Source organism: Nonomuraea sp. NPDC050556, from assembly GCF_044457355.1.
Classification (GTDB): domain Bacteria; phylum Actinomycetota; class Actinomycetes; order Streptosporangiales; family Streptosporangiaceae; genus Nonomuraea.
Map to the genome: position 1 here is coordinate 1,919,056 of NZ_JBITGU010000002.1, position 22,990 is coordinate 1,942,045.

Here is a 22,990-nt window from a genome sequence, read left to right on the forward strand (position 1 = left end):
CCTTGAGGGAGGGTAGTCAATGCCAAAGCCGCTTAGCGCTCCTTTTTAACAAAAAGGACTCGATTTCCTCGAAAACCCCAGGAAAACCACCGATCCCAGTAGTAACAAAGATCACCCGGGACTTACGGTCCCACCGTCTTCCCAGATATTGCCGCGCCACAAATTGCCCTTGCCGTCATGATCCCAATAGGACACCGGCCCTGCCGACCCGCCTTTGGGCCACACTTTGCGGCTGAAGACATTGTCGATCACTTTGATATTCGACGACTTGCCCTTCACCCCGGCCCCGCCGTACAGGCTCCAGCCCCCTCCGGCCAGGAAGTTGCCCTCGACCGTCACGTTCTTGACCACGCCGAAGTCCTGGAACAACGCGATCGCCCCGGTCTGGTCGAGCGTGTTGACGACCGTGTTGTGCCGGATGACCAGCTCGGTGCCCTCGGCGGGCGGCCCGGTCGACATGATCATGTCGGTGTGGTCGCCCGAGTAGTACTTGGGATCGTGCACGTAGGAGTCCTCGACCACGCCCTGCTGGGTCAGGATCCCGTTGGAGATCGTGTGCACGTCGACCCGGCGTATCTGGATGTCCTTGCCCTGGTTGAGGATGCCGAACTGGGTGCGCTGCTTGCCGTTGCCGAAGATCTCGGTGTCCTCGACCACCATCCCGGTGCGGCCCTCGCGCTGCAGGATGCCCCACCAGCCCTCGGTGCCGCGCACCCGGGTGTTGCGGATGGTCACGTTGTCGGCCTCGACCGTGATGTAGCCGGTCACCTCCAGGCCGTCGATGACGGTCCCGTTCTTGGTGATCCGCAGCGAGCCCGACTTGCGCAGCCGCGTCCCTGCGGGCACGCCCGTGTTGTCCGGACCCGGCCACCTCACCACCAGGGACGGCGACTCGTCCGGGCGTGGGGATGCGGTGGTGGCCTGCGGGGTCTGCACCACAGGCTCACGCGCCGCATTGGACCCGGCACAACCGCTCAGGAGCACGACGAGAAGAAGTCCCCCGAAAAACGCTTTCACTCGCTCTTGGTCCCCCGGCCGCCGAGTAGATCGGCCAGCGCGGGAGGGGTCCAGCGCTTGGCCACCTGTCGGAGGTTACTCTTCCACTCCTCACCCGGCCGCTGCTTGAACAGCGTGGTGTGGTCGGCGGTGACTTCGTCCTCCGGCCGGCCGTTGGAGTAGTAGTAGAGCGCCATCGAGCGGCGCGCCCGGTCCTCGGGGCAGGTGAGCGGGTCGGGGTGGCCGTGGTTGGCGTCGTCCGTCGTGGCGAAGAGCACGAACCTGTTGAAGAGCGGCAGGATCTTGCCCTCGCACTCGGTCATGTCCTTGTTCCACAGCTGCAGGTGGCCGCCGTAGCTCTCGTCCCAGTCCTTGTTGAGGTAGAGCAGGCCGTTCAGCCGCCGGTCGAGGTTGAGCTTGCGGCTCTTGTTGAAGTCGGCGTGCACCTTGAGGAAGCCGCCCGGCTTGATCTGGTGCAGCCCGCCGCCCTCGAAGTGCGGGTCGGAGACGAGCTGGGTGATGCCGGTCATCCGCTCGAGGAACTCGATGAACACGCCGCTGTTGAACTCGGCCAGCAGGTTCCTGGTCGCCGGGCCCATCCGCTCGGTGTCGGCGAGGGCCAGCTTCACCTCGCGCGCCGAGTCGAACCGCTGCCAGGTGGCGTCGCGGGGCTCGGGGAACTCCTCGAGGATCGGCTCCAGCACCTCGGGCGGCAGGAAGTCGTCGATCACCACATGGCGGAACGGCGACGCCGTCAGGAAGGCCTCGGAATATTTGTCTGCCACCGGGAACAGCTCGTCCCTGCGAAAGGTAAAAGCCATGAAGTGTGTCTCCGTCTCTGCGACGCCCCAACCCCTAGCTTCGTCATCGCCACAACGGTGCCACTCGTTACATGTAACGATCCATTCCGGGCGAACGATGGCGAACATGTGAGTCCTCGCGTCGCGATCGTGATCGTGACCTACAACAGCGCTCAGGTCCTGGAAGGGTGCCTGGCCTCCCTGTCCGCCGGCGCTGACGGGGTACGGCTGGCAGCCGTCGTCGTGGCGGACAACGCCTCCACTGACGGTTCGCTCGCGCTCGCGGAACGGTCCAAGGGGCTGCCCGTCGTGCCGCTGCCCGTGGGCAGGAACGCCGGATACGCTGCGGCCATCAACGCCGGGGTCGCCCAGCTCGACCTCTGCGGGCTCGACGCGATCCTGGTGCTGAACCCCGACTGCCGCCTGCGCCCCGGTGCGCTGGCCGTCCTCGTGAAGGCGCTCGACCGGCAGGGCACCGGCATCGCCGTACCCCGCCTGGTCAGCACAGACGGGGTGCTGCACCACTCGCTGCGCAGGACGCCGACGGTGCGCGGAGCGCTGGTCGCGGCGATCATCGGCGGCAACAGGGCCGGTCGGGTCGGCGAGATGGTCACCGATCCGCGCCGCTACGACCGTCCTGGCCCGGCCGACTGGGCGACCGGCGCGGCGATGGTGCTGTCCGCGAAGGCGCTGGCCGAGATCGGGCCGTGGGACGAGTCCTTCCTCCTCTACAGCGAGGAGACCGAGTTCGCGCTGCGCGCCGCCGACCGGGGCTGGACGCTCTGGTACGAGCCCGCCGCGGTCGTCGAGCACATCGGCGGCGACGCCAAGGTCAACCCGATGCTGGCCGCGCTGCTCACCGTCAACCGCGTGCGCCTGTTCAGGCGCAGGCGCGGGCGGGTGGCTTCGGCGGCCTTCTACCTCGCCGTGCTGCTCGGCGAGTCGATGCGGGCCGCCGCAGGCAGAAGCACGGCCCGCGCGTCCGTCGTGGCCCTGCTCAGGCCGTCACGGCGGCTGCGCGCCCTACCTGGAGGAACCACATGAAGGTCGAGCGGCTGGAGCTCGAAGGTGTGCTGCTGTTCACGCCCACGCCGTTCCACGACGACCGGGGCTTCTTCACCAGGACCTTCGACGCGGACATCGCGGCCGAGCACGGGCTCGACCCCAACGCGTTCATCCAGGACAGCCAGTCGCGCTCGCGGCTCGGCGTGGTCAGAGGCATGCACGGCCGTTCCGGACGCGGCGAGGCCAAGCTGGTGCGCGCCGCGCACGGCGCCGTGCTCGACTTCCTCGTCGACGCCCGGCTCGGCTCACCGACCTTCGGCGAGCACATCTCGGTCAGGCTGGACGACGTGACGTTCGCGCACCTCTACGTGCCGCCCGGCCTCCTGCACGGCTACCAGGCGCTGACCGGGACGGCCGACGTCTGCTACCGCATCGACAGGGAGCACGACCCGGCAGAGGACCTGGCCGTGCGCTACGACGACCCCGACCTGGCGCTGCCCTGGCCGTTGCCGGTCAGCACGATCAGCGGGCGCGACCTGTCCGCCGGCTCCTGGAAGGAGCTCAGGAGCAGCCTGTCTGCCTGAGCCGCGCGCTCGAACCGCAGCAGCGCACCCGCGGCGCCGACGAGCAGGAACATGATGCTCGTGATGCCGGGAAACGACAGCATGTCGAACGTGGCAGCGCCGAGCAGCGGGATCACCAGCGCGGCCGCGATGGTCAGCCCGAGGTTGCGGACGTTGGGGTCTTTGCTGACGTAACGCACCCGGAGCGCGATGACGATCCCGGTGACGACCACGCCGACGAAGCCCAGCACGCCGACGATGCCGGTCTCGACGAGCGACAGCAGGTACTGGTTGTCGAACACCTGGTGCTTGAAGGGGTACCAGGTGCCGAGGCCGTGCCCGAAGATCGGGCTCCTGCCGAACTCCCGCATCGCGAAGGGCCAGTCGTGGGTGCGGAACATGATGCTGCTGTCCTCGCCCGCCCCGGCGAACAGGTTGTAGAACGTGCCGATCAACCCGGGCGCCAGCACCTTCATGAACCCCAGGAAGACCACGAACGCGGCGATGGTCACCAGCCTGCGCCGTACGGACCACCCGACCAGCAGGATCAGCCCCGCCCCCGCCAGACCCAGAACCGCGGTCCTGGAGACGGAGAACATCAGCCCGGCCGCGATGATCGCGGCGCAGACCCACCAGCGCTTCGCGGGAAGCTTGCGCGAGCGGGCCTGGAACCCCAGATGCGCGGCGAGCGGCAGCAGCATGGCCGACAGCGCGCCGAACTCGATCGGGTGCCCCAGCGTGCCCGCCACCCGGCGCAGGTCCGAGCGGGAGATCACGGTCGGCACCTCCTCCACCGAGGAGTGGCGCAGGCCCGGGATCTTCATGTACTCGGTCAGGTCGAACTCGAACCTGAACTGCAGCAGCGCCACGATCGCGGCGAAGGTGCCGCCGACCACGATCGCCTTGAGGACGAAGTCGAGGCGGTCGCGCCCGCTCACGCCGTCGCAGACCGCCAGGAGCAGGCCGACGTAGCCCAGGTAGAGCACCAGCGTGTGGTCGGCCAGGTTGAGCTCGTCGGAGGGCAGGTACAGGTACGTCGTGTAGCCGTAGATCGCCAGCAGGAGCACGAAGTACACGAAGATCGAGGTGCGGACCGGGTTGCCGCCCTTGGCGACGCCTGCCGTACTGATCATCTGCGCGCACAGCCACACCACGCCGAGCAGCAGCGCCATGATCTCGGCAGGGGTCAGCGACAGCGGGAGCCCGGCCACCGCCAGCCGGGCCGGGAGCACCAGCAGGCACAGGACGAAGATCACGACCAGCGTCGCGCCGTCGGCGCGGCGCGGCTCCAGGGTGGCGATCGCGCTCACCCCTGGTGCCCCGCCATCGCCCTGGTGCCGTTGCTGTTGCTCGGCTCCGGGTCGGCCTTGGCCGCGCGGCGGATCCTGCGGTGCCTGGCGAAGCTCTCCGCGGCGAACGCGGCGAACATGCTCATGAAGAAGCCCAGCGCACCGGTGACCACAGCGCTGCGCATCCTGCTGCCCTTCTTCTCGTCGGGCGCGGTCGGCGGCACCACGATGGTGGCCGTCACGAACGTGGCAGGGGGCGCGTTCACCATCTGCTGGCGTTCCTTGAGCTCGATCTGGGCCAGCTCGGTGACCTTCGCGACGATGCCGTGCGCGAGCTCGGCCGTCGGCGCCTCGCTGGTGATCACGATGAACGGCGTGGCCGGCATCAGCTCGGGGTTGGTGCCGCCGCTGGTGATCGTGAGCTTGGTGGTGCCGCCGATCGGCGCACCCACCTTGGCCGCGGTCTGCGGGGTGCTGAGCGCCTGGATGAGGATCGAGGACGTCATGCTCAGCCCCTGGTCGAAGGAGACCAGGGGGTTGGTGCGCGGGTTGGGGAAGCGCATGTCCGGCGGCACGCTGCCGCCGGTCACCGGGAGCGTCAGGACCATCGCCGAGGTGGAGATGAAGGTCTTGGGCGCCACCGAGAAGACGCCCAGCGCTGCGGCGGCCGTCACGAGGAACGCCGGGATTGTCACGTACCACCGCCGAAACAGGACCGCGGTCGTCGCCCAGAAGTCCATGGCGGGTCTCACTCCCCGCCGTCGTCGTGGCGCGCCTTCCCCGGCACCGTCGAGAGGTCCTCCGCGCGGTAGGCGGGGAACTCCATGGTGGAGGAGCTGTCGTCGTCGGCGGGGAGCGGGGGCATCTTGGTGAAGGGCTCGGAGATGGCCGCGGGGATGGCGGGCTCCGGCGCCTTCACGGGCTCCGGCGCCTTCACAGGCTCCGGCGCCTTCAGAGGCTCGGCCGCCTTCAGGGGCTCGGGCGCCTTCAGGGGCTCGGGCGCCTTCAGGGGCTCGGGCGCCTTGGCAGGCGCTGGGGCCTTCACGGGCGCTGAGGCCTTCGCGCCCACCGTCCCGTTCGCCGTCCCATTCGTTGGAACGGTCCCCGGGGCGGTCGCGGGCGGGGTCTCAGAAACCGGGGCCGTCTCCGCCGCCGGAGGTGCGTCCTCAGGGTCCTTCACCGGCCGGGGGGCCCGGCGCCTGGTCACGCCGTACGCGATGGCCAGCCCGAGCAGCAGCGCCACCACGCCCCCGCCGATCGCCGCCTCCACCCTGGAGCTGTGGTCGGCCTCGGGCCTGGACGGCGGCACGATGTCGGTGGACGTGATGAACGTGTTGGCCGGCGCGCCCAGCGCCTTCTGCCACTTGTACAGTTCGCTGGCCACCCGCTTGCGCGCCGTCATGAGCACCTGCGAGGCCTTCTCCGGCGAGTCGCTGGCGACCTGGATGTAGATGTACGGCCCGCTGATGTCCAGCACGTTCGGGTTGGTGCGCCCGTCGTTGATCGTGATCTCCGTCGGACCGTCCTTCGGCGCCCCCAGCTGCGTCCAGACGTCCTGCGTGTTCATCGAGAGGATGACGATGCTGGCCCCGATCTTCAGGGCGTCGTTGAAGGAGAGGAAGGGGTTGGTGAGCCCCTGCTTGGTCTTGTCGGTGTTGACGGTGCCGCCGTTCACCGGTGTGGCCAGGACGATCGACACGTCGGCCGTGTACTTGGGTTGAACTACGAAGAATGCCCCGACGCCAACTGCCACTGCCAGCAGAACCAGCGGTGGTCCTATCAGAATTCGTCGGAGAAGACCAAAAATCGCCTTCCAGAACTCCATGTTGTTACGTTCCCCCGCGTCAGCGTGCTTGCCCTATAGAGGATCATCGCCAACGGTGGTCCGTTCGTTACAAGTTTCCGAAGAACCGTTACATCCTGGGCGGTCGGACCGATAGACCCTACGACTACGGCGACGGGGGCTTCCTGTGGGACTGACGCAAGAGCGTGTGGCGACTCGGGGAAGGCTCGTAGGGCTCGACGGTATACGCGGACTGGCCGCGCTGTTCGTCGTTCTCCACCACTGCTGGCTGTTACCTTTTCCCGGCTTTCCAGTCAATGGCGCGCCTGCCTGGTCGAGCTGGTTGCTGTACGGCCATTTCGCCGTTGTGATCTTCATCGTGCTGTCGGGTTTCTCGCTGGGCGTCTCCCCCGCGCGCCACGACTGGCAGCTCGGCAGCGCCCGCACGTTCGCGCAGCGGCGCGCCTGGCGCATCCTGCCGCCCTACTGGGCGGCGCTGGCGTTCAGCCTCATCGTCGCCTGGACGGTCATCCCGCAGCCGGGCCAGCCGGTGCCCACGGGCAAGTCGGTGGTGATCTTCGGGCTGCTGCTGCAGGACGTGTTCGGCTCGCCGAGCCCCAACGGCGCGCTCTGGTCGATCGCCGTGGAGGCGCAGCTCTACTTCGCGCTGCCGCTGATGTTGCTGGTCCTGCGCAGGTGGGGCGCGGCGGTCATGCTCGGCTCCGTGACGGCGATCGTGGTCGTCGTGGGGGCGCTGGCGCCGGCCGTGCCCGCTGTGGAGCTGCTGATGAGGTTCACGCCGCAGTTCGCCGCGCTGTTCGCGATGGGGGCGGTGTGCGCGGGGATCGTCCGGGCTTCCGAGCGGGTCGAGCGGCTGCCATGGCACTGGTTCGCGGCGGCTGCCGCCGTCCCTGTGCTGGCGCTGATCGTGTTCGCCGGACCGGTGTGGGTGGTCGGGCAGTTCTTCTGGGTGGACCTGGCCATCGGCCCCGCTGCCGGGCTGCTGCTGGTGGGGGTGGCGACCGGGAAGCCGATCTGGCTGGTGCGGCTGCTCGACACGCGGCCGCTGCGCCGGCTGGGCTCGTTCTCCTACAGCCTCTACCTGATCCACTCGCCGATCGTGGTGATGCTCCACAAGTTCGTCGGCGGCAGCGGGGTGCCGACGTTCCTCGTCATGCTCGCCGTGGCCGTGCCGGTGTGCGTGGCAGCCGCGTGGTTGTTCGCCTCGGTCTTCGAGCTGCCCTTCCAGCGGCACCGCAGCTGGAAGGGCCTGCGCGAAGCCGTACGCGCCAGGTTCACGTGACCTTGGCCAGGGCCTCGGCCTCGTACTCCGCGGCGAGCCTCTCCGGGATGCGCTCCAGGTCGGAGGCGCGGTAGAAGTCACGCAGCGTGGTTCCTCTGCAGGTGGCGTCGACGTTCGGCGCCGATCGGCGCGTCTCGACGTCGTCGATGTGCACCGTACGGAAATCAATGCTGAACCGCGTCCTGCCCGAGGTGTTGGCGACGGTGGAGTGCAGGTGCGCCCCCGAGAACATCATGATCCCGCCGGGCTCGGGAACGAGCCGCAGCTGGTCGGTCTCGAGGTCGACCTCCTCCTCGGGCTTGGGCTGGTCGCGGGTGTCGCTGTGGATGTGCTTGGCGGCCTCCGGGCGGCTGACGGCCGTCCAGTCGGCGTAGTCGTAGCGGCCGCTGCCGTTGCGCACGGGCTTGTCGAAATACTGCGGGTGCAGGGCGAAAACGTTTTCCTGCACTACCTCGTAGACCGGGATCCACCAGTTGACCTGGCAGAACGGCGCCGCGTACCAGCAGTCGCGATGCGGGTGGTAGGCGTAGGAGATGCCCGAGTCGAGGTAGTGGTCGGACGTCGACGTGCGCAGCCTCGGCACGTCGAAGTAGGTCTCGTCCTGCGACATGCCCAGCTCGTCCATGACGGCCGGGAGGAGTTTCTTGCAGGTGGGGTGGTGGATGAAGCGCGGCTTGAGCTCGGCGAGCAGGGCCGCGAACTCCTCGACCGGCATCTCGTGCTGCGCGGTCTGCGGGTCGCGGTTGCCGAACGCCTCCTCGGTCAGCTCACGAGCGAACTCGATCAGCTTGCTCGAGGCCGGGGTGGCCCCATAGAGGAAGACGTCCCCCTGGAAGAGCATCCGACGCCGGGCGTCATCGTTGACACGGCTGTTGGATAAAATAACGGACATAGCGAGATTTTCTCCCCCCAGTTTGCTCTTTTTCACTCTCTCGCATTAGCCCGGTAATTCGTTACAGCGGCAATTGTGTCTGCGTGTCCGGCTTACCGACGTACTGTCCGTAATCCGGGTGGTCGAAGCGGTGCAGCGCCTGAATATTGTCGTTCCAGGGGGCCGGAACGGGGCGCTTGTGCCGCAGACCATGGATCGGCGCGAGCTTCATCTCGTCGTTGTCCTCGTTGAACTCCCGGATCGCGCTGAGCTCGCCGACATAGTCATTGTGGATGATCTGGTCGTCGTCACCGACGGTGTCGTCCAGGTAGCAGAAAACCCTGGGCAGGAAATATTTGTGGTCCCCACCGAACAGCTTGAGCGCGGCGGCCGTCGAGGAGTAGAAGTCCACGTCGATGGAGACGAATCCGATCGGCGCGGGGCGCTCGGTGTCCAGGAACTCGCCCACGGTGTCCTCGATGTTGCCGAGGATCAGCTTGGCCTTGCCCAGCCGCGCGCGCAGGGCGGGCACGTCCATCACGAAGTCGCCCTCGCGCCAGATGTAGGGCAGGTCCCGGTGGTCGGTCGGCTTGGGCAGCCCGGCCCCCGTGTCGAAGCCGTACACGTCGATCTTGACGCCGGAGGCCGCGGTCGTCAGTGCGGCCATCTTGTTGAGCTCCACGATGCCCGCGCCGCCGGCCACGCCGAACTCCACCACGCTGATCCTGGCCACGCCCAGCCGCCTGGCGAGCTCGGCCGCCTGCTGCACGCCGTACGCGTAGTGCGGGCGCGGGTAGAGGTCGAGCGCGCAGCGCGTCTGGTGGGAGCCGAACGGCAGGCGTTTCATGACGGCCAGCAGGATCCGGCCCGGCTGCATGAGCAGCCGCACGATGCGAATCAACAACGGGGATTCACCCTTTCAGAGAGACGACGCGGGCGAGCTTGCGGCTGCGGTGGGCCAGCATCTGCTGCTGCCTGCGCCAGTAGGTGCGCAGGAGCACGCCGCGGGCGCGGCTGCGCTGCTCGGCCGAGAGCTCGGTGATGCGCAGGGCCCGGTACATCGCCCTGAATTGCAAGGTGGTGGCGAAGTGCGCGGTCCAGCGCGGAACGCCCAGCGCCGACGCGATCCCGGTCAGCCGGCGCTCGCGCAGGTTGCGGTGCGCGAGCATCTCGGGCACGTGCCCCCACGGCGCGGTCAGCGCGAGCATGGTGGCGTAGACCTCGTCCTCGCGGATCATCAGCGGCCTGGGCACGGCTGCCACCCGGTCGCGGCGCATCAGCCCGTAGAGCGGGTCGAGCCCGTGGTGCTCGGTGGTGACGACGTCCCACAGCTCGTCGAGGCGGTCGACCGGGTCGTCGGAGAGCATGCCTTTGCCGCGGTACTGCGGCTGGTGGATGCTGCCGTCACCCGCGGTGTAGGTCATGTCGGAGGTGACCAGGATGAGCCGGTCGTCGTCCAGGAACGGTTCCACGCTGCGCGAGACGTAGGTGGGTTCGAGGATGTCGTCGTCGCCCAGCCAGCGGAAGTACTCGCCGCGCGAGCGGTTCAGCACCTCGACAAAGTTCCCGATCACCTGCAGGTTGCGCGACTGCCTGTAGTAGGCGATGCGGCTGTCCTGCCTGGCGAGCTCGCGGCAGACCTCCTCGGTGTCGTCCGTGGAGTCGTTGTCCGAGATCACCACCTCGATGTCGGCATGGTCCTGCGCCAGGACCGACCGCACGGCGGCCTCCAGGCGATCCGCGCCGTTGCGGACCGGGATTCCGATGGACACCAACATCGCTTCTCCTCAACCTCACCTTGCGCGGGCGGGAAGCAGCCGCCCGAGGCGATCGCTCACCAGATGGACCTGGTCGCGGGTCACCACGACCAGGAGGTACGCCAGCATCGCTCCGCCGCCGGCCACGACGAGCTGCACGAACGGGATGTCCACCGTCACGGCGGACAGCCCCAGCGCGACGATCGCGCTGAGCAGGGCGCCGAGCGCGGGACGGACGAGTGCGGGCAGCGCCGGCGCCAGCCGTACCCCGGCCCGCCTGACAGCCAGGACCGCGAGCGGGAGGGCGACGAGCACGGCGGCCGTCGCCTGGCCGATCGCGGCGCCGCGGATGCCGTCCAGGTGGGTGCCGACGATCACGGCCGGGATCATCGCGGCCGCGTGGCCGAGGTTCATCCACACCGTCGAGCGGGTGGCGCCCTGGCCGTTGAGGATGTCGAGGGCGAAGGAGGTGAGCATGCGCACCACCATCAGCACGGCGAGGAAGCGCAGCACGCCCGCCGCCAGCTCCCACTTCTCGCCGTAGATGAGGATGATCAGCGGGTGCGCGAGCACCCCCATGACCACGGCGAGCGGCAGGATCATGGTGATCAGCAGCGGCAGGCTCTTCTGCACGCCCAGCGACAGCGACTCCTCGTCGCGCTCGGCGAGGCGGGAGAACCCGGCGATGGACACCATCCTGATGGCGCTGCCGATGATGCCGGGCACCCAGCTGGAGACGTTGAACGCCATCAGGTAGAAGCCCAGCCAGACGTCGCCCATGATGTTGCCGACGATGATGTAGCCCACGTTGAGCAGCGTGATCTCCAGCGCGATGCCCGCAGCCGACGGGATGCCGAAGCGCAGCAGCTTGCCCGCGATCTCCCTGTCGAACCCGAACCGGTACGGCAGGCGCGCGTAGATCAGCATGAACACCCCGGTGACCACGGCCCCGGCGAGCTGACCCCACGCGAAGCTGTACGGCCCGGCCCCGTTGAGTGCGAGCACGATCGCGACGGGCGCGTTGACCAGGAACCCGGCCAGCACCGCCTTGGCGTTCTTGCCCGTGCGGAACCACCGCAGCAGCGCCGCGCTGCGCACGGCGGTGACCGCCTCGACGAGGATGACCGCGGTGAGGATCCGCACCACGTCGGTCGCGTCCGCGCTGCCCGCCAGCGCCGAGAAGTAGGGGGCGCCGACGAAGAAGACGCCGTAGAGCCCGAGCGCGGAGACCATCGTGAGGGTCGTCGCCGTGGGCGCGATGTCCTCTAATCGGCCGCGCCACTGCACGACGGCCGACATCACGCCGACGTCCTTGACCACCATGACGAACTGCGTGGCGGCCAGAGCCACCGCGTAGGTGCCGAAATCCTCCGGGGCAAGGAGTCTGGCCAGGATCAGGCCCAGGATGAACGAGCCCGCGCGGGTGACCAGCGTGCCGAGGAAGCTCCAGATGGCTCCTCGGCCCGCTTTACGCCCGATGTCGCTGATGTCCGGGCCGGATTGCTCTTCCATGCCCCGCCCTTCCTAGCTCGGCTCGTCGATCCGCTCCAGCCAGTTCTCTCGCCAGAACGGGATGAACGCACGCGGGCAGTTTGATTTGTATACGCCGTCGCAGACGATGTCGTCGAGGGCGATGCAGGGGTTCTTCATCTCCAGCATCGCGCCGGTCTTCTCGTCGATGCAGCGCTCGACCCTGGCGGTGACCCTGGCCGTGCGCCCGCAGGAGCGAGCCATGTCCTCTTCGAAGCCGAGGCCGCGGTTGAAGCCCTTCGTGGTGAGCGTGGCGACGATCTCGTCCCTCGACTTGATCCGCACCAGCTCGCCCGGCTGCAGGTCGGTGATGCCGACCGGCGCAGGACCCGTGTGCGGGCCGGGCTTCACGAAGCCCCAGGCCATGCCGCCCCTGATCCGCAGCCAGGCGGGGAACTTCCTGGACAGCCGCTGGTAGCGGTTGAACAGCCCGAAGAAGATCGTGCGGATGGTCGAGAAGACGCCCGCGTTGCCCACCCTGATGTCGGTGACGTACTGGCTCACGTCGCGGAACGGCAGGCGCTCAGGGGCGGCGCGCAGCAGCTCGGTCGCCTGGCAGCTGAAGCGCTCCTCGCCCTCCGGTCCTGGCTCCTTCCTGGTGTTGACCTCCAGGAGAGGGAGTAAAGGACGTTCGGGGACGATCGTCTGCGTGGTGGGCTGCCCGGAGGACTTCTTCAACCACGCGGTCTTGAAGTACAGCAGGCAGGCGGTTCCGCAGCCTCCGTGCGCCGAGCCGTCGCAACGCGCAGCCGTCAAGTGGACGGCGTCGTCCATGCGGCGCATGCCGGTCCTGGTCATCGTGTCGCAGAGTTTGTTGGCGACCCTGTGCACGGTGAGCTTCTGCCCGCAGTAGCGCAGCATCTCCGGCATGAAAGGGAGGTTGTCGAGCTCTCCCCTCTCGTCGAGCGTGGCGAGGATCTCCTCGGCGCTGAGGACCTCCACGACGTCGCCAACCTTAAGGTCCGGCTTCAACCCACCCACTCCTTCACGAGTCCCGCTTCCTGCAGGGCTTGTGCCGCCTCGGCCAACGCCTCGAACGGCAGGCTGGACCGTTCCGCGATGTCGAGGAGGCTGTTGGTCCCGTCGGACTGGTTCAGCACCCACAACATCGCCATCTGCGCTTGCTTCGTGTCGCTGCGCCCGCCCAGCGAGCCGTAGAGGCCTCGCCTGCCGAGCTGCGGCTCGCCGTACGGGCTGAGGTTCTGGTAGGTGCGGTTGCCCTCCAGGATCCGTACGGCCGACCACAACGTTTCGAGCGTGTCCTCCATGGCCTCGGGGCGCACGAAGTCCGGGTTGTCGCCCGAGGTGTGGTACTCCGGGTAGCTCCCGTAGGGCGTCCTGGTCAGCGAGCCGACCGGGAGGTTGAAGCCGGGCGAGCCGTACTGCCGCTCGTCGTAGCCGTAGGGCGAGAAGTCCAGGAGCGGGCGGTCCAGGAGGTAGGCGAACACCTGGTCGATCTCGGCGTCGCCGTGCCTGCTGCGCTTGTAGGTGACCGGTCCCGGGTCGCCCGCGCAGGCCAGGGTCAGGCCGTGCTTGATGCGGTCGGTCCTGGCGCGGTTGCGCGCCAGCCACGTGATCGCGCCGATGGTGCCCGGCGCGAAGATGAACCGGTAGGTGTACCAGGGGTCCTTCAGCCGCTGCGCGAGCGCGACGGCGACGGCGACCCCGGCCAGGTTGTCGTTGGCCAGCGACGGGTGGCAGACGTGGCAGGAGATCAGGACCTCTTCCGAGCTCCTGCCCCTCACCACGTGCTCGCCGTAGGTCAGGTGCCCGTCGGCCAGCGTGGAGTCGATCATGACCTCGTACGGTCCCGGCCCCATCGCGTCGAGGGTGTTCTGCGACATGCAGAAGCCCCACGTCTCGGCGTAGTAGCTGGTCCGGTACGGGATCAGGTCGGGCTGGTCGGGCAGCGTGTGCAGGTGCGGGCGCAGCTCCTCCAGCGTCATGGTCGCGTTGACCGGGACGCTGTAGCCGACCACGTGCAGGTTGGAGTCCTTGAAGTCCACGACGCCCTTGATGTGGGCGTCGCGGATGTTCCACTCCCGGGGGATCGTCCAGTCGAGCACCTCGGTGCCCGTCGGCACCTCGGTGATCTCCAGCGGGATGTGCTCGCCGATGATCCGCAGCGTCTCGCGCAGGCCGTCGCCCGTGATGCTCCTGCACAGCGGGTAGAGCCTGCGCACCAGATCATGCATGTTCATGGGCGCAACGTTTCGTCGACGGTGCCCGCTTCGCGCCTGGCCGCGATCCTGGCCAGCCGGGTGAACCGGCGGTCGAACGCCTCCTGCGTCAGGCCGTTGGCCCGGTAGGCGTCGATGAGCTCCACGGCGCCCTCCTTGACCGTCCAGCGCGCCTCGTAGCCGGGCATCGCCGTACGGATCCTGGAGAAGTCGACGCGGTAGGAGCGCGGGTCGGCGCCGGTCTCGCCGGTGATGGCCAGCGTCGAGCCGGGCACGGCAGAGACGACCTCGGCGGCGATCTCGGCCACGGTCACGTTGTTGACCTCGGTGCCGACGTTGAAGGCCTTGGCGTGTACGGCTGCGCGCGGCGCGGACAGCGCGGCGATGAACGCGTCGGCGATGTCGCGCGCGTGCACCAGCGGGCGCCACGGCGTGCCGTCCGACAGCACCTTCACCTGTCCGGTCAGGAACGCGTGCCCGACCAGGTTGTTCAGCACGATGTCCGCGCGCAGTCGCGGCGAGAAGCCGAAGGCGGTCGCGTTGCGCAGGAACACCGGGGTGAAGTCGTCGTCGGCCAGCCCGACCAGGTCGTCCTCGACGCGCACCTTCGACTCCGCGTACGGCGTGACCGGGCGCAGCGGCGCGTCCTCGTCCAGCAGGTCGTCGCCGCCGGAAGCGCCGTAGACCGAGCACGTCGAGGCGTAGAGGAACCGCTTGACGCCCGCCTCCCTGGCCAGCGTGGCCAGCCGGGTGGAGGCGTGGTGGTTGATGTCGTAGGTCAGCTCGGGCGCCAGCGCGCCGAGCGGGTCGTTGGACAGCGCGGCCAGGTGGATCACCGCGTCGAACCCGGCCACGTGCTCGGGCCCGGCGTCGCGCAGGTCCACCGCGTGCGTCTCGACGGCGGCCGGCTCAGGTCCGAGGACGCAGTCGGCGAACAGGCCCGAGTCCAGCCCGGTCACCTCGTGTCCCGCCGCGACGAGCATCGGGGCCATCACGCTGCCCAGGTAGCCCTGGTGGCCGGTGAGAAGTACCCGCATCAGTTCTCCAGATCGACGGTCAGCTTGGACACGTGGAAGGCTTCGGCGTACCGCGCGTGGCACTCGATGCCACGGATGCGCGCCAGCCCCAGGAACGCCTCGCGGTCGTACCAGTCGCGGTGGCGCTGCGAGGCGTAGTGGCGCTGCAGCAGGTCCACCTTCTGCTCGGCCACCTCGGGCGCGAGCGGCTGGTAGAGGTTGGGCGCACCGAGGTCGCCGTCCCACTTGACGATCTCGTAGCCGAGCGCCAGGTGGTTCCTGAAGGCGGTGGGCACCAGCTTGGCCAGCCCCCGGTGGTCCTGGTGGGCGTCCCCGCGCCACGGCGCGAAGATCAGGTCGGGTTCCGTACGGCTCCGCAGTTCCTCGACGGCCGCCTTCGCCTCTTCCCAGCGGGCGGGCAGGTAGCCGTCGGGCAACTTCAGCACGGTGACGCTCAGCTCGGCTCCCGGGCAGAACGCGGCGAGCGCGGCGCGCTCCTCGTCCTCACGCTCGGTGCCGCCGCCGGACAGCACCAGCGCGTCCACCCGGATGCCCGGGTGCGCCGCGCAGGCCGTCAGCAGGCTGCCGCCCGCGCCGATCGCGAGGTCGTCGCAGTGGGCGGCGAGCGCGACGATGCTTGTCAGCCCTTCCGGGCGCAGGCCGATCATTGGGACCGTTCCCACAGCGCCCAGGGACGTTGCCCGCGCGAGTACGCCTCGTCCAGCTCCATGCGCTGGTTCACGGTGTCGGTGGGCCGCCAGTAGCCGCGGTGCGGGTAGGCAAGGAGGCGCCCGCGCTTGGCCAGCTCGACGCAGCCGTCGGCGACCAGGTCACCGTTCTCCGGGATGTGCTCGAAGATCTCCTGGGTCAGCACGAAGTAGCCGCCGTTGACCCACACGGGCATCTCGCTGACCGGCGAGATGCCGCCGACCATGCCGTCCTCGCCGACGTCCACGCAGTGGAAGGTCTGCGACGGCGGGACGACCATCATCGAGGCGGCCGCGCCAGAATCGACGACGCGGTCGATGATCTCGGGGAGCGGGGCGTCGCTGAGCACGTCGGCGTAGTTGGCGAGGAACATGTCGTCGCCGTCGAGGTGGTCGCGGACGCGGCGCAGCCGTTCGCCGATCGGGGAGTTGATACCGGTCTGCACGAACGAGATGGACCAGTCGGAGATGTCGGTCGAGAGCAGCTCGACCTTGCCGCCGCGCAGGACGAAGTCGTTGGACGTGGCTTCCTGGTAGGTGAGGAAGAAGTCCTTGATGTGGTGGGCGCCGTAGCCCAGGCAGAGGATGAACTCCTTGTGCCCGAAGTGCGCGTAGTAGCGCATGACGTGCCAGAGGAGGGGGCGGGGGCCGACGAGCGCCATGGGTTTGGGCACTTCGCCAGGGACACCGGTCCGCATACGCGTGCCGTAGCCTCCGCAGAACAGAACGACCTTCACACGACCTCCAGATGGGGGATGGGAAAGACCAGTCGGCCTCCCCACTCGTGGATGTAGGACAGCTGTGCGGCCAGCTCTTCGCGCAGGTTCCATGGCAGGACGAGGACGTAGTCGGGGCGGTCGTGTGCGATCCGCTCCGGCTCCAGGATGGGGATCCTGGTGCCCGGGGTGTACCTGCCGTGCTTGTAGGGGTTGCGGTCGACGGTGTACTGCAGCAGGTCCGAGCGGATGCCGCAGTGGTTGAGCAGGGTGTTGCCCTTGCCGGGCGCGCCGTAGCCGACGACGGTCTTGCCGTCGTCCGCCGCGTCGATGAGGAACCTCAGGAGGTCACGCTTGACTGCGGCGACCCGATCGCCGAAGTCCGTGTACCCGGAGAGGTCGTGCAGTCCTGCGGCCTTCTCCTTCGCGAGGACGTCGGAGACGCGGTCGCTCGGCACCCCCAGGGGACGAGCCCAGAGGCGGATCGAGCCACCGTGTGTGGGGAGAAGCTCCACGTCCACGAGCGTCAGTCCCCCACTGGCCAGAGCGCGCTGCGCCGAGGCGACCGTGTAGTACTGGAAGTGCTCGTGGTAGATCGTGTCGTACTGGTTCAGCTCCATCAGCGTCAGCAGGTGCTGCACCTCGATGGACACCCACCCGTCGTCGGCCACCAGGGCGCGCAGCCCCTTGGTGAAGCCGATCAGGTCGGGAATGTGCGCGTAGACGTTGTTGGCGACCACCAGATCGGCGGGCCCGTGCTCGGCACGCACCGCCGCCCCGGTCTCCGGCGTCAGGAACGCCCCGAGCGTCGGCACGCCCTTGTCCTTGGCCGCCTGCCCCACGTTGGCCGACGGCTCGATGCCCAGGCACCTGACCCCTTCGGCGACGACGTGCTGCAGGAGGTAGCCGTCGTTACTCGCCACCTCGACGACGAAGGAAGGTTTCAACCGTTCCAACGACGTGGAGACGAACTTCCGCGCGTGCTCCACCCACGAGGCGGAGAACGACGCGAAGTACGCGTACTCCGTGAACGTGTCCTCCGGCGTGATCAGCGGCGGGATCTGCGCCAGCCAGCAGCTCTGGCAAACCCGCAGGTGAAGCGGGTAGTTGATCTCCGGCATGTCGAGCTGAGCCGCCGTCAGGAAGAGTTCGCAGGGCGGCGTCGCCCCGAGATCCACCACGCTGGCCAGGTCAGCGGAGCCGCAAAGTCGGCATGATGACGTCATCCCTGGAAATGACAAGATTCCCCCCAAGTCCCACCCACAGCCGTACTTCGGGCGAGGGGCAAAGAGTGTTACAAGTGTCTTCATGCAACCGCTGAGCATCACTGGAGCATTGCTCTACACCCCCCGTATCTACAGCGATCAGCGCGGCGATTTCCTGGAAAGCTTCCGTATGTCCGATCTCGGACAGCCCTTCGACCTGGCGCAGGTGAACTGTTCCGTGTCCAGGCGCGGGGTGCTGCGCGGCGTGCATTTCGCCGACGTGCCGCCGGGCCAGGCCAAGTACGTGATGTGCGTGTCCGGCGAGGTGCTCGACGTCGTGGTGGACGTCCGGGTGGGCTCGCCGACGTTCGGCAGGTGGGAGGCGGTACGGCTGGACGACGTGGCCAGGCAGGGGGTCTTCATCGGCGAGGGGCTGGGCCACGCGTTCCTGGCGCTCAGCGAGTCGGCGACGGTCGTCTACCTGTGTTCGTCCGCATATGACCCGGCTCGGGAGCACGGGATCCACCCGCTGGACCCCGATCTGGCGATCGAGTGGCCGATTGTGGACACGCCCATCCTCTCCGACAAGGATGCCGCGGCTCCCACGCTCAAAGAGGCGCTCGACTCGGGGATACTGCCCTCGTGCTGAGTGTCGTGATACCGGCCCACAACGAGGCCAGGGTGATCGGCCGCCTGCTGGACGGGCTGCTGGACGGGGAGCGGTTCGACGTCGTGGTGGTGGCCAACGGCTGCACGGACGACACGGCGGAGGTGGCGCGCGCGCACGGCGTGCGGGTGGTGGAGACGCCGAAGCCCTCGAAGCGGACGGCGCTGCGGCTGGGCGACGAGGCGGCACGCGGATATCCGCGCCTTTACGTGGACGCCGACATCGAGCTGACCGCCGCGTCGGCGAAGGCCCTCGGGGAGGCGCTCGCGCAGGGGTTCCTGGCAGCCGCCCCGCAGCGGGTCCTCGCACTCGATGGCCGGTCGTGGCTGGTGCGGGCCTATTACGCGATCTGGGTACGGCTCCCGCACGTGCGCGCCGGGCTCTTCGGGCGGGGCGTGATCGCGGTGAGCGAGGCGGGCAACGAACGGATCAGAGCGCTCCCACCTGTGATGGCTGACGACCTCGCGGCATCGCTGGCTTTCAAGGCGGAGGAACGGGTGATCGTGCCCAGCGCTGAGGTGGTGATCCAGACGCCGCGCACGTTCGCCGACCTGATGCGCCGCCGCGTGCGCGCGGTGACCAGCGTGGCTGAGCTGGACGCGGACGCGCAGGCGGGAGCGGGTGACCGGACCGGCGTGCGCGATCTCCTCGCGATCGTCATCAGAAGGCCCTGGCTGGCCCCTGCCGCTGGAGTGTTCGTCGGTGTCGCGGTGCTCGCCAGGCGGCGAGCCGCCCGCGCGATCCGCGCGGGCGACTACACCACCTGGCTGCGTGACGAGAGCAGCAGGACCTAGCTGACCGGCGTGTTCATGTCGGTCGTGATCTGCGCGGCGGTGAGCGCCTTGTTGTAGACGCGGACCTCGTCGATGAGCCCGCTGAAGTACTCACCCGACCCGCTGTTGCCGCCGATGCGCAGCGGGCTCGTGCCTGCCCTGAGGTTGCCTCCCGTCGGGTTGACGGCCACCTGCGCCCCGTTCACGTACATGCGCAGGTTCGACCCGTCGTACGTCGCCGCCACATGGCTCCACGTGTTGAGCGGCAGGTTGCTCGGCGCCGGAGCGTTGGCCCCCGACGTCGTGTAGATGAACGCCGCAGGACCGCTGCTGCCACTGCCCATGATCGCGTAGGCGAGATCGGCGCCGAACTCCTTCATCAGCACCGTGCGCCACCCGGTCACGCTGGTCGGTTTGACCCACGCCTCCAGGGTCATGCCGTTCGTCAGGTGCAGCGTGCTGGAGTCGTTGACGGTGACCCAGCTGGAGGTGCCGTTGAACGACATAGCCTGGCCGTACTTGCCGGTCGTCCACGTCGCCGAGGCGGCCGTGCCGTTGTTGCCCTTGCCCGAGGTGTCGACGATCGACGTCCCGGTGCCGGCGTTCATGGCGTAGGCGGCGACGAGGCCGGTGTCGGTGGGCGGCTGGGTGACCACGGCCGACGCCTCGTTCGACGACGCGCTGGTGTTGCTTGAGCCGTCGAAGGCGAGGACCCGGTAGTAGTACGTGCCCGCCGCCACGCCGGAGTCGACGAAGGAGGTGCTCGACGTCGAGCCCACCTGGTTGGCGCCGGACGGGGTGAACCCGGCCGTCGTCGAGCGGTGGACGGTGTATCCCGCGACGCCCACGTTGTCGGTCGAGGCGGTCCAGGTCAGCTGGGCGCTGCCCGGTCCGCCGGTGGCCGCGAGCGAACCCGGCGCGGTCGGCGGGGTGGTGTCCGGCGGGCCGGGCTGGCCGACCGGGGTGTTCATGTCGGTGGCGAGCTGGGCCGCGGTGAGCGCCTTGTTGTAGACGCGGACCTCGTCGATGAGCCCGCTGAAGTACTCACCGGACCCGCTGTTGCCGCCGATGCGCAGCGGGCTGGTTCCCGCGCGCAGGTTGCCGACCGTGGGGTTGGTCGCCACCTGGGTGCCGTTCACGTACATGCGCAGGGTCGCGCCGTCGTAGGTGGCCGCCACATGGCTCCACGTGTTGAGCGGCAGGTTGCTCGCCGCCGGAGCGTTGGCCCCCGACGTCGTGTAGATGAACGCCGCAGGCCCGCTGCTGCCGCTACCCATGATCGCGTAGGCCAGATCGGCGCCGAACTCCTTCATCAGCACCGTGCGCCACCCCGTCACGCTGGTCGGCCTGACCCACGCCTCCAGGGTCATGCCGTTCGTCAGGCGCAGCGAGGTCGAGTCGGGTACGGTCACCCAGCTCGACGTGCCGTTGAACGACAGGGCCTTGCCGTACTTCCCGGTCAGGTTCCACGACGTGGACGCCGCCGTGCCGTTGTTGGCCTTGCCCGACGCGTCGGCGACCGCCGTGCCCGCGCCCTCGTCCATGCCGTAGGCGGCCACGAGGCCGTCGGGGACGGACGCCTGCTGGTAGGTGGCCGTGTAGGTCGTGGCCGTGGCTGGAGCGGTGACGTTGTGGCTGGCGGCGCCGCTGTCCGACCACGAGGTGAAGGTGTAGCTGGAGCCGTTCGCGCTCTGCGGCGAGGGCGCCGAGATCGAGTTGTGCGACCCCACGATCACCGTCCTGGTGAACGGGGCGACGGTCTGCTCGCTGTTGAAGCCGAGCTGCAGGCCGGTCGGCGCGGTCTGGAAGGTCAGGTTCACCGTCTTGGGCTGCAGCGACACGCTCTTGGTGTCGGTCAGCCCGTGCGCGTCCGTGACGGTCAGCCGGAGGTCCAGGTGCGAGGGGTACTCGTGGTCGGGCGCGACGAACGAGCCGCTCGCGCCGGTGAACGAGGTGATCTCGTGCTCGTGGCAGGTGCTCGGGCAGTGCTGCATGATCAGCTTCCAGATCATGCGGGAGCCGGGTTCCGTGCCGTCCTGGGCGTCCGTGCCCGTGCCGGAGAACGCGATCGTGTCGCCGACCGCCCAGGTGAGCGAGGCGGCGGGCGAGGTGATCGTCGCCGTCGGCGGGGTGTTGTTGACGTTGATCGTGGCGGTGGCGTCGCCCTGGCCGCCGCGCCCGTCGCTGGCGCGCAGCTTCACCACGTAGGAACCGGGTTGGGTGTAGGTGAACGACGGCGTCGCCGAGGTGGAGTCGTCGAGGTCGCCGTCTCCGTCGAGATCCCACTGGAAGGTCAGCGGATCGCCGTCGGCGTCCGACGAGCCCGTCGCGGTGAAGTTCACCGCCAGCGGCGCGTTGCCGGACGTGGCGCTGGCGCCGATGACCGCGACCGGCGGGGTGTTGTTGTAGATGTAGCGGATGATCTGCCCGTTGGCGTAGTCGACGGCGAACAGGTCGCCGCCCGGGCCGGTGGTCACCTCGACGACCGGCACGCCGGAGTCGAAGGTGGTGACGGTCGCCGGGTCGGGCAGGCCGTTGGCGCCCTTGGTCATCACCCAGATGCACTGGCGGCTGTAGTCGGAGAAGAACATCGAGCCGTCGTAGGAGTCCGGGTACGGCCCGCCGTTGTAGAAGGCCACGCCGCTGGAGGAGGAGCCGCCGGACGGGCACGGGTCACCCGGCCAGGGCTTGGAGCTGTGGTTCCAGGAGAAGTACGGCTGCGTGATCGCGCTCGCGCCCGCCGCGTAGAGGTTCTCGCAGAGGGTGAGGTTGAGGTTGTCGTAGCCGCTCTGCTTGTTCGGCCCCTCGTAGCAGGGCCAGCCGAAGTTGTTCACAGGACCGGTCGGTGCGGCGATCCTGTTGATCTCCTCGTAGGTGCTCCAGCCGACCTCGCCCGCCCAGACCTCGCTGGTGCCGGGGCGGATGGTGAAGCGGAAGGGGTTGCGCTGGCCGTACGCGATGATCCTGGCCGCGTTGGCGTCGCTGCTGCCCGCGTTCGGGTTGTCGGGGGCCGCCGCGCCGGTGTCGGGGTTGATCCTGATGATCGTGCCGTTGAGCCCGGCAGGGTCGCCGCTGGTCCGCAGGTCCTGCGAGCGCAGCGCGCCGCCCTCGGCGGCAGGTGGGGTGAGCGCGGTGCCGACCGGGGAGGGCGGGTCGCCGCACGGGTTGTCCGGGGTGATGTCGGAGCTGGTCAGGTTGTCCTGGCCGTAGTCGGCGAAGTTGAAGCTGGCGCCGTCGCCGCCGCTCGCGTAGAGCATGCCGTCAGGGCCGAACTTGAGGTCGCCGATGGAGTGGCTGGGGTGCTGCTGGCACCAGTCCGTGATGAGCGGCGTCTCGGCGCCGGTGGGCGAGATGACCGACAGGCGGCCGGTGATGAGGCAGCCGTCGTTGGTGGCCCCCGGCGGGCTGGGGCAGGGGTCCGCGCTCTGGTCGGCCGTACCCCAGCGGGGCGCGGTTCCGCCCGGTACGGCGTCGTGGGAGTACAGGACGTAGAGGCGCGGGTCGGCCGGGAAGTTCGGGTGCAGGGCCATGCCGAGCAGGCCGCGGTCCCAGAAGTTGTGCACCTGCGTGCGGAGGTCGGCGTAGATCACGGGCGTGGTGTCGGTGATGGAGTCGAAGACCTTGATCAGGCCGCTCTTCTCGGCGACGAACACCCGCCCGTCCGAGGCGAACTCGACGTTGGTCGGGTTGGTCAGGCCGCTGAAGACGACCTGCTTCTGGAAGTTGCCTGGCAGCGCCTGTGCGGCGGGTGGAGGTAACAACACCACGCCGGCGGTGATCAGCAGGACGGATAAGAGCGCATGGCGAAGCCGCCTCAGCACGATAGAAC

21 protein-coding genes are annotated in these 22,990 nt (G+C 68.7%); 5 read left to right on the forward strand and 16 right to left on the reverse strand.

What is annotated here, in order from left to right:
- Nucleotides 1-111 precede the first annotated feature (111 nt).
- Together ACIBG8_RS27190 and ACIBG8_RS27195 are read right to left on the reverse strand one after the other, a co-directional pair.
- Nucleotides 112-936 carry a hypothetical protein gene (locus ACIBG8_RS27190; RefSeq protein WP_397345762.1) on the reverse strand — a complete coding sequence of 275 codons (825 nt, stop codon included), beginning with the start codon at nt 934-936 and terminating at the stop codon, nt 112-114.
- A 77-nt stretch (nt 937-1,013) separates the two neighbouring features.
- Nucleotides 1,014-1,817, reverse strand: a complete 804-nt coding sequence (locus ACIBG8_RS27195) for a 2OG-Fe(II) oxygenase (protein ID WP_397345763.1) — start codon at nt 1,815-1,817, stop codon at nt 1,014-1,016.
- Between the two features lie 108 nt (nt 1,818-1,925).
- Here ACIBG8_RS27195 and ACIBG8_RS27200 point away from each other — a divergent pair, with 108 nt between their 5' ends.
- Together ACIBG8_RS27200 and ACIBG8_RS27205 are read left to right on the forward strand one after the other, a co-directional pair.
- Nucleotides 1,926-2,840 (forward strand): glycosyltransferase family 2 protein, encoded by a 915-nt coding sequence (locus ACIBG8_RS27200; protein WP_397345764.1) that lies wholly within the window; start codon nt 1,926-1,928, stop codon nt 2,838-2,840.
- On the forward strand, nt 2,837-3,385 hold the full coding sequence (locus ACIBG8_RS27205; RefSeq protein ID WP_397345765.1) for a dTDP-4-dehydrorhamnose 3,5-epimerase family protein: 549 nt from the start codon (nt 2,837-2,839) through the stop codon (nt 3,383-3,385). Before ACIBG8_RS27200 ends, ACIBG8_RS27205 begins: the two co-directional genes overlap by 4 nt.
- On the opposite strand, the gene ACIBG8_RS27210 is transcribed toward ACIBG8_RS27205, so the two are convergent.
- Genes ACIBG8_RS27210 through ACIBG8_RS27220 form a run of 3 tightly spaced genes read right to left on the reverse strand, consistent with a single transcriptional unit; the run spans nt 3,274 to nt 6,352 of the window.
- The gene (locus ACIBG8_RS27210) at nt 3,274-4,674 is read right to left on the reverse strand and encodes an O-antigen ligase family protein (RefSeq protein ID WP_397345766.1); all 1,401 of its coding nucleotides are present in this window, start codon (nt 4,672-4,674) and stop codon (nt 3,274-3,276) included. The genes ACIBG8_RS27205 and ACIBG8_RS27210 overlap by 112 nt on opposite strands.
- Complete coding sequence (locus tag ACIBG8_RS27215; protein ID WP_397345767.1) at nt 4,671-5,393, reverse strand: hypothetical protein; 723 nt, start codon at nt 5,391-5,393, stop codon at nt 4,671-4,673. Before ACIBG8_RS27215 ends, ACIBG8_RS27210 begins: the two co-directional genes overlap by 4 nt.
- 8 nt (nt 5,394-5,401) lie before the next feature.
- Nucleotides 5,402-6,352 carry a hypothetical protein gene (locus ACIBG8_RS27220; protein ID WP_397345768.1) on the reverse strand — a complete coding sequence of 317 codons (951 nt, stop codon included), beginning with the start codon at nt 6,350-6,352 and terminating at the stop codon, nt 5,402-5,404.
- Nucleotides 6,353-6,644: 292 nt separating this feature from the next.
- Between ACIBG8_RS27220 and ACIBG8_RS27225 the strand changes: the two genes are divergently transcribed.
- Nucleotides 6,645-7,739 carry an acyltransferase family protein gene (locus tag ACIBG8_RS27225; protein WP_397345769.1) on the forward strand — a complete coding sequence of 365 codons (1,095 nt, stop codon included), beginning with the start codon at nt 6,645-6,647 and terminating at the stop codon, nt 7,737-7,739.
- Here ACIBG8_RS27225 and ACIBG8_RS27230 read toward each other — a convergent pair.
- The 10 genes from ACIBG8_RS27230 to ACIBG8_RS27275 all read right to left on the reverse strand — a co-directional run bounded on the left by ACIBG8_RS27230 (nt 7,732) and on the right by ACIBG8_RS27275 (nt 17,742).
- A complete protein-coding gene (locus ACIBG8_RS27230; RefSeq protein ID WP_397345770.1) occupies nt 7,732-8,631 on the reverse strand; it encodes a hypothetical protein in 900 nt (299 codons plus the stop codon). The two genes, ACIBG8_RS27225 and ACIBG8_RS27230, sit on opposite strands and share 8 nt — an antisense overlap.
- 61 nt (nt 8,632-8,692) lie before the next feature.
- A complete protein-coding gene (locus ACIBG8_RS27235) occupies nt 8,693-9,514 on the reverse strand; it encodes a hypothetical protein (RefSeq protein WP_397345771.1) in 822 nt (273 codons plus the stop codon).
- A 7-nt stretch (nt 9,515-9,521) separates the two neighbouring features.
- Nucleotides 9,522-10,388, reverse strand: a complete 867-nt coding sequence (locus ACIBG8_RS27240; RefSeq protein ID WP_397345772.1) for a glycosyltransferase family 2 protein — start codon at nt 10,386-10,388, stop codon at nt 9,522-9,524.
- Nucleotides 10,389-10,403: 15 nt separating this feature from the next.
- Nucleotides 10,404-11,879: an oligosaccharide flippase family protein gene (locus ACIBG8_RS27245; protein ID WP_397345773.1), complete on the reverse strand. Its 1,476-nt coding sequence runs from the start codon at nt 11,877-11,879 to the stop codon at nt 10,404-10,406.
- A gap of 12 nt (nt 11,880-11,891) precedes the next feature.
- Nucleotides 11,892-12,869 carry a hypothetical protein gene (locus tag ACIBG8_RS27250; RefSeq protein ID WP_397345774.1) on the reverse strand — a complete coding sequence of 326 codons (978 nt, stop codon included), beginning with the start codon at nt 12,867-12,869 and terminating at the stop codon, nt 11,892-11,894.
- On the reverse strand, nt 12,866-14,098 hold the full coding sequence (locus ACIBG8_RS27255; RefSeq protein ID WP_397345775.1) for a DUF4910 domain-containing protein: 1,233 nt from the start codon (nt 14,096-14,098) through the stop codon (nt 12,866-12,868). Before ACIBG8_RS27255 ends, ACIBG8_RS27250 begins: the two co-directional genes overlap by 4 nt.
- Nucleotides 14,095-15,114 (reverse strand): NAD-dependent epimerase/dehydratase family protein, encoded by a 1,020-nt coding sequence (locus ACIBG8_RS27260; protein ID WP_397345776.1) that lies wholly within the window; start codon nt 15,112-15,114, stop codon nt 14,095-14,097. Before ACIBG8_RS27260 ends, ACIBG8_RS27255 begins: the two co-directional genes overlap by 4 nt.
- Entirely contained in the window at nt 15,114-15,761 is a 648-nt protein-coding gene (locus ACIBG8_RS27265; RefSeq protein WP_397345777.1) for a PIG-L deacetylase family protein, read from the reverse strand. Before ACIBG8_RS27265 ends, ACIBG8_RS27260 begins: the two co-directional genes overlap by 1 nt.
- The gene (locus ACIBG8_RS27270; protein ID WP_397345778.1) at nt 15,758-16,537 is read right to left on the reverse strand and encodes a glucose-1-phosphate cytidylyltransferase; all 780 of its coding nucleotides are present in this window, start codon (nt 16,535-16,537) and stop codon (nt 15,758-15,760) included. The genes ACIBG8_RS27265 and ACIBG8_RS27270 overlap by 4 nt, the downstream gene beginning before the upstream one ends.
- On the reverse strand, nt 16,534-17,742 hold the full coding sequence (locus ACIBG8_RS27275) for a class I SAM-dependent methyltransferase (RefSeq protein WP_397345779.1): 1,209 nt from the start codon (nt 17,740-17,742) through the stop codon (nt 16,534-16,536). Before ACIBG8_RS27275 ends, ACIBG8_RS27270 begins: the two co-directional genes overlap by 4 nt.
- An 82-nt stretch (nt 17,743-17,824) precedes the next feature.
- Between ACIBG8_RS27275 and rfbC the strand changes: the two genes are divergently transcribed.
- Nucleotides 17,825-18,370 carry a dTDP-4-dehydrorhamnose 3,5-epimerase gene (gene rfbC / locus ACIBG8_RS27280; RefSeq protein ID WP_397345780.1) on the forward strand — a complete coding sequence of 182 codons (546 nt, stop codon included), beginning with the start codon at nt 17,825-17,827 and terminating at the stop codon, nt 18,368-18,370.
- On the forward strand, nt 18,364-19,182 hold the full coding sequence (locus ACIBG8_RS27285) for a glycosyltransferase (RefSeq protein WP_397345781.1): 819 nt from the start codon (nt 18,364-18,366) through the stop codon (nt 19,180-19,182). The genes rfbC and ACIBG8_RS27285 overlap by 7 nt, the downstream gene beginning before the upstream one ends.
- On the opposite strand, the gene ACIBG8_RS27290 is transcribed toward ACIBG8_RS27285, so the two are convergent.
- Nucleotides 19,179-22,982, reverse strand: a complete 3,804-nt coding sequence (locus ACIBG8_RS27290; protein ID WP_397345782.1) for a LamG-like jellyroll fold domain-containing protein — start codon at nt 22,980-22,982, stop codon at nt 19,179-19,181. The genes ACIBG8_RS27285 and ACIBG8_RS27290 overlap by 4 nt on opposite strands.
- Nucleotides 22,983-22,990: the final 8 nt, after the last annotated feature.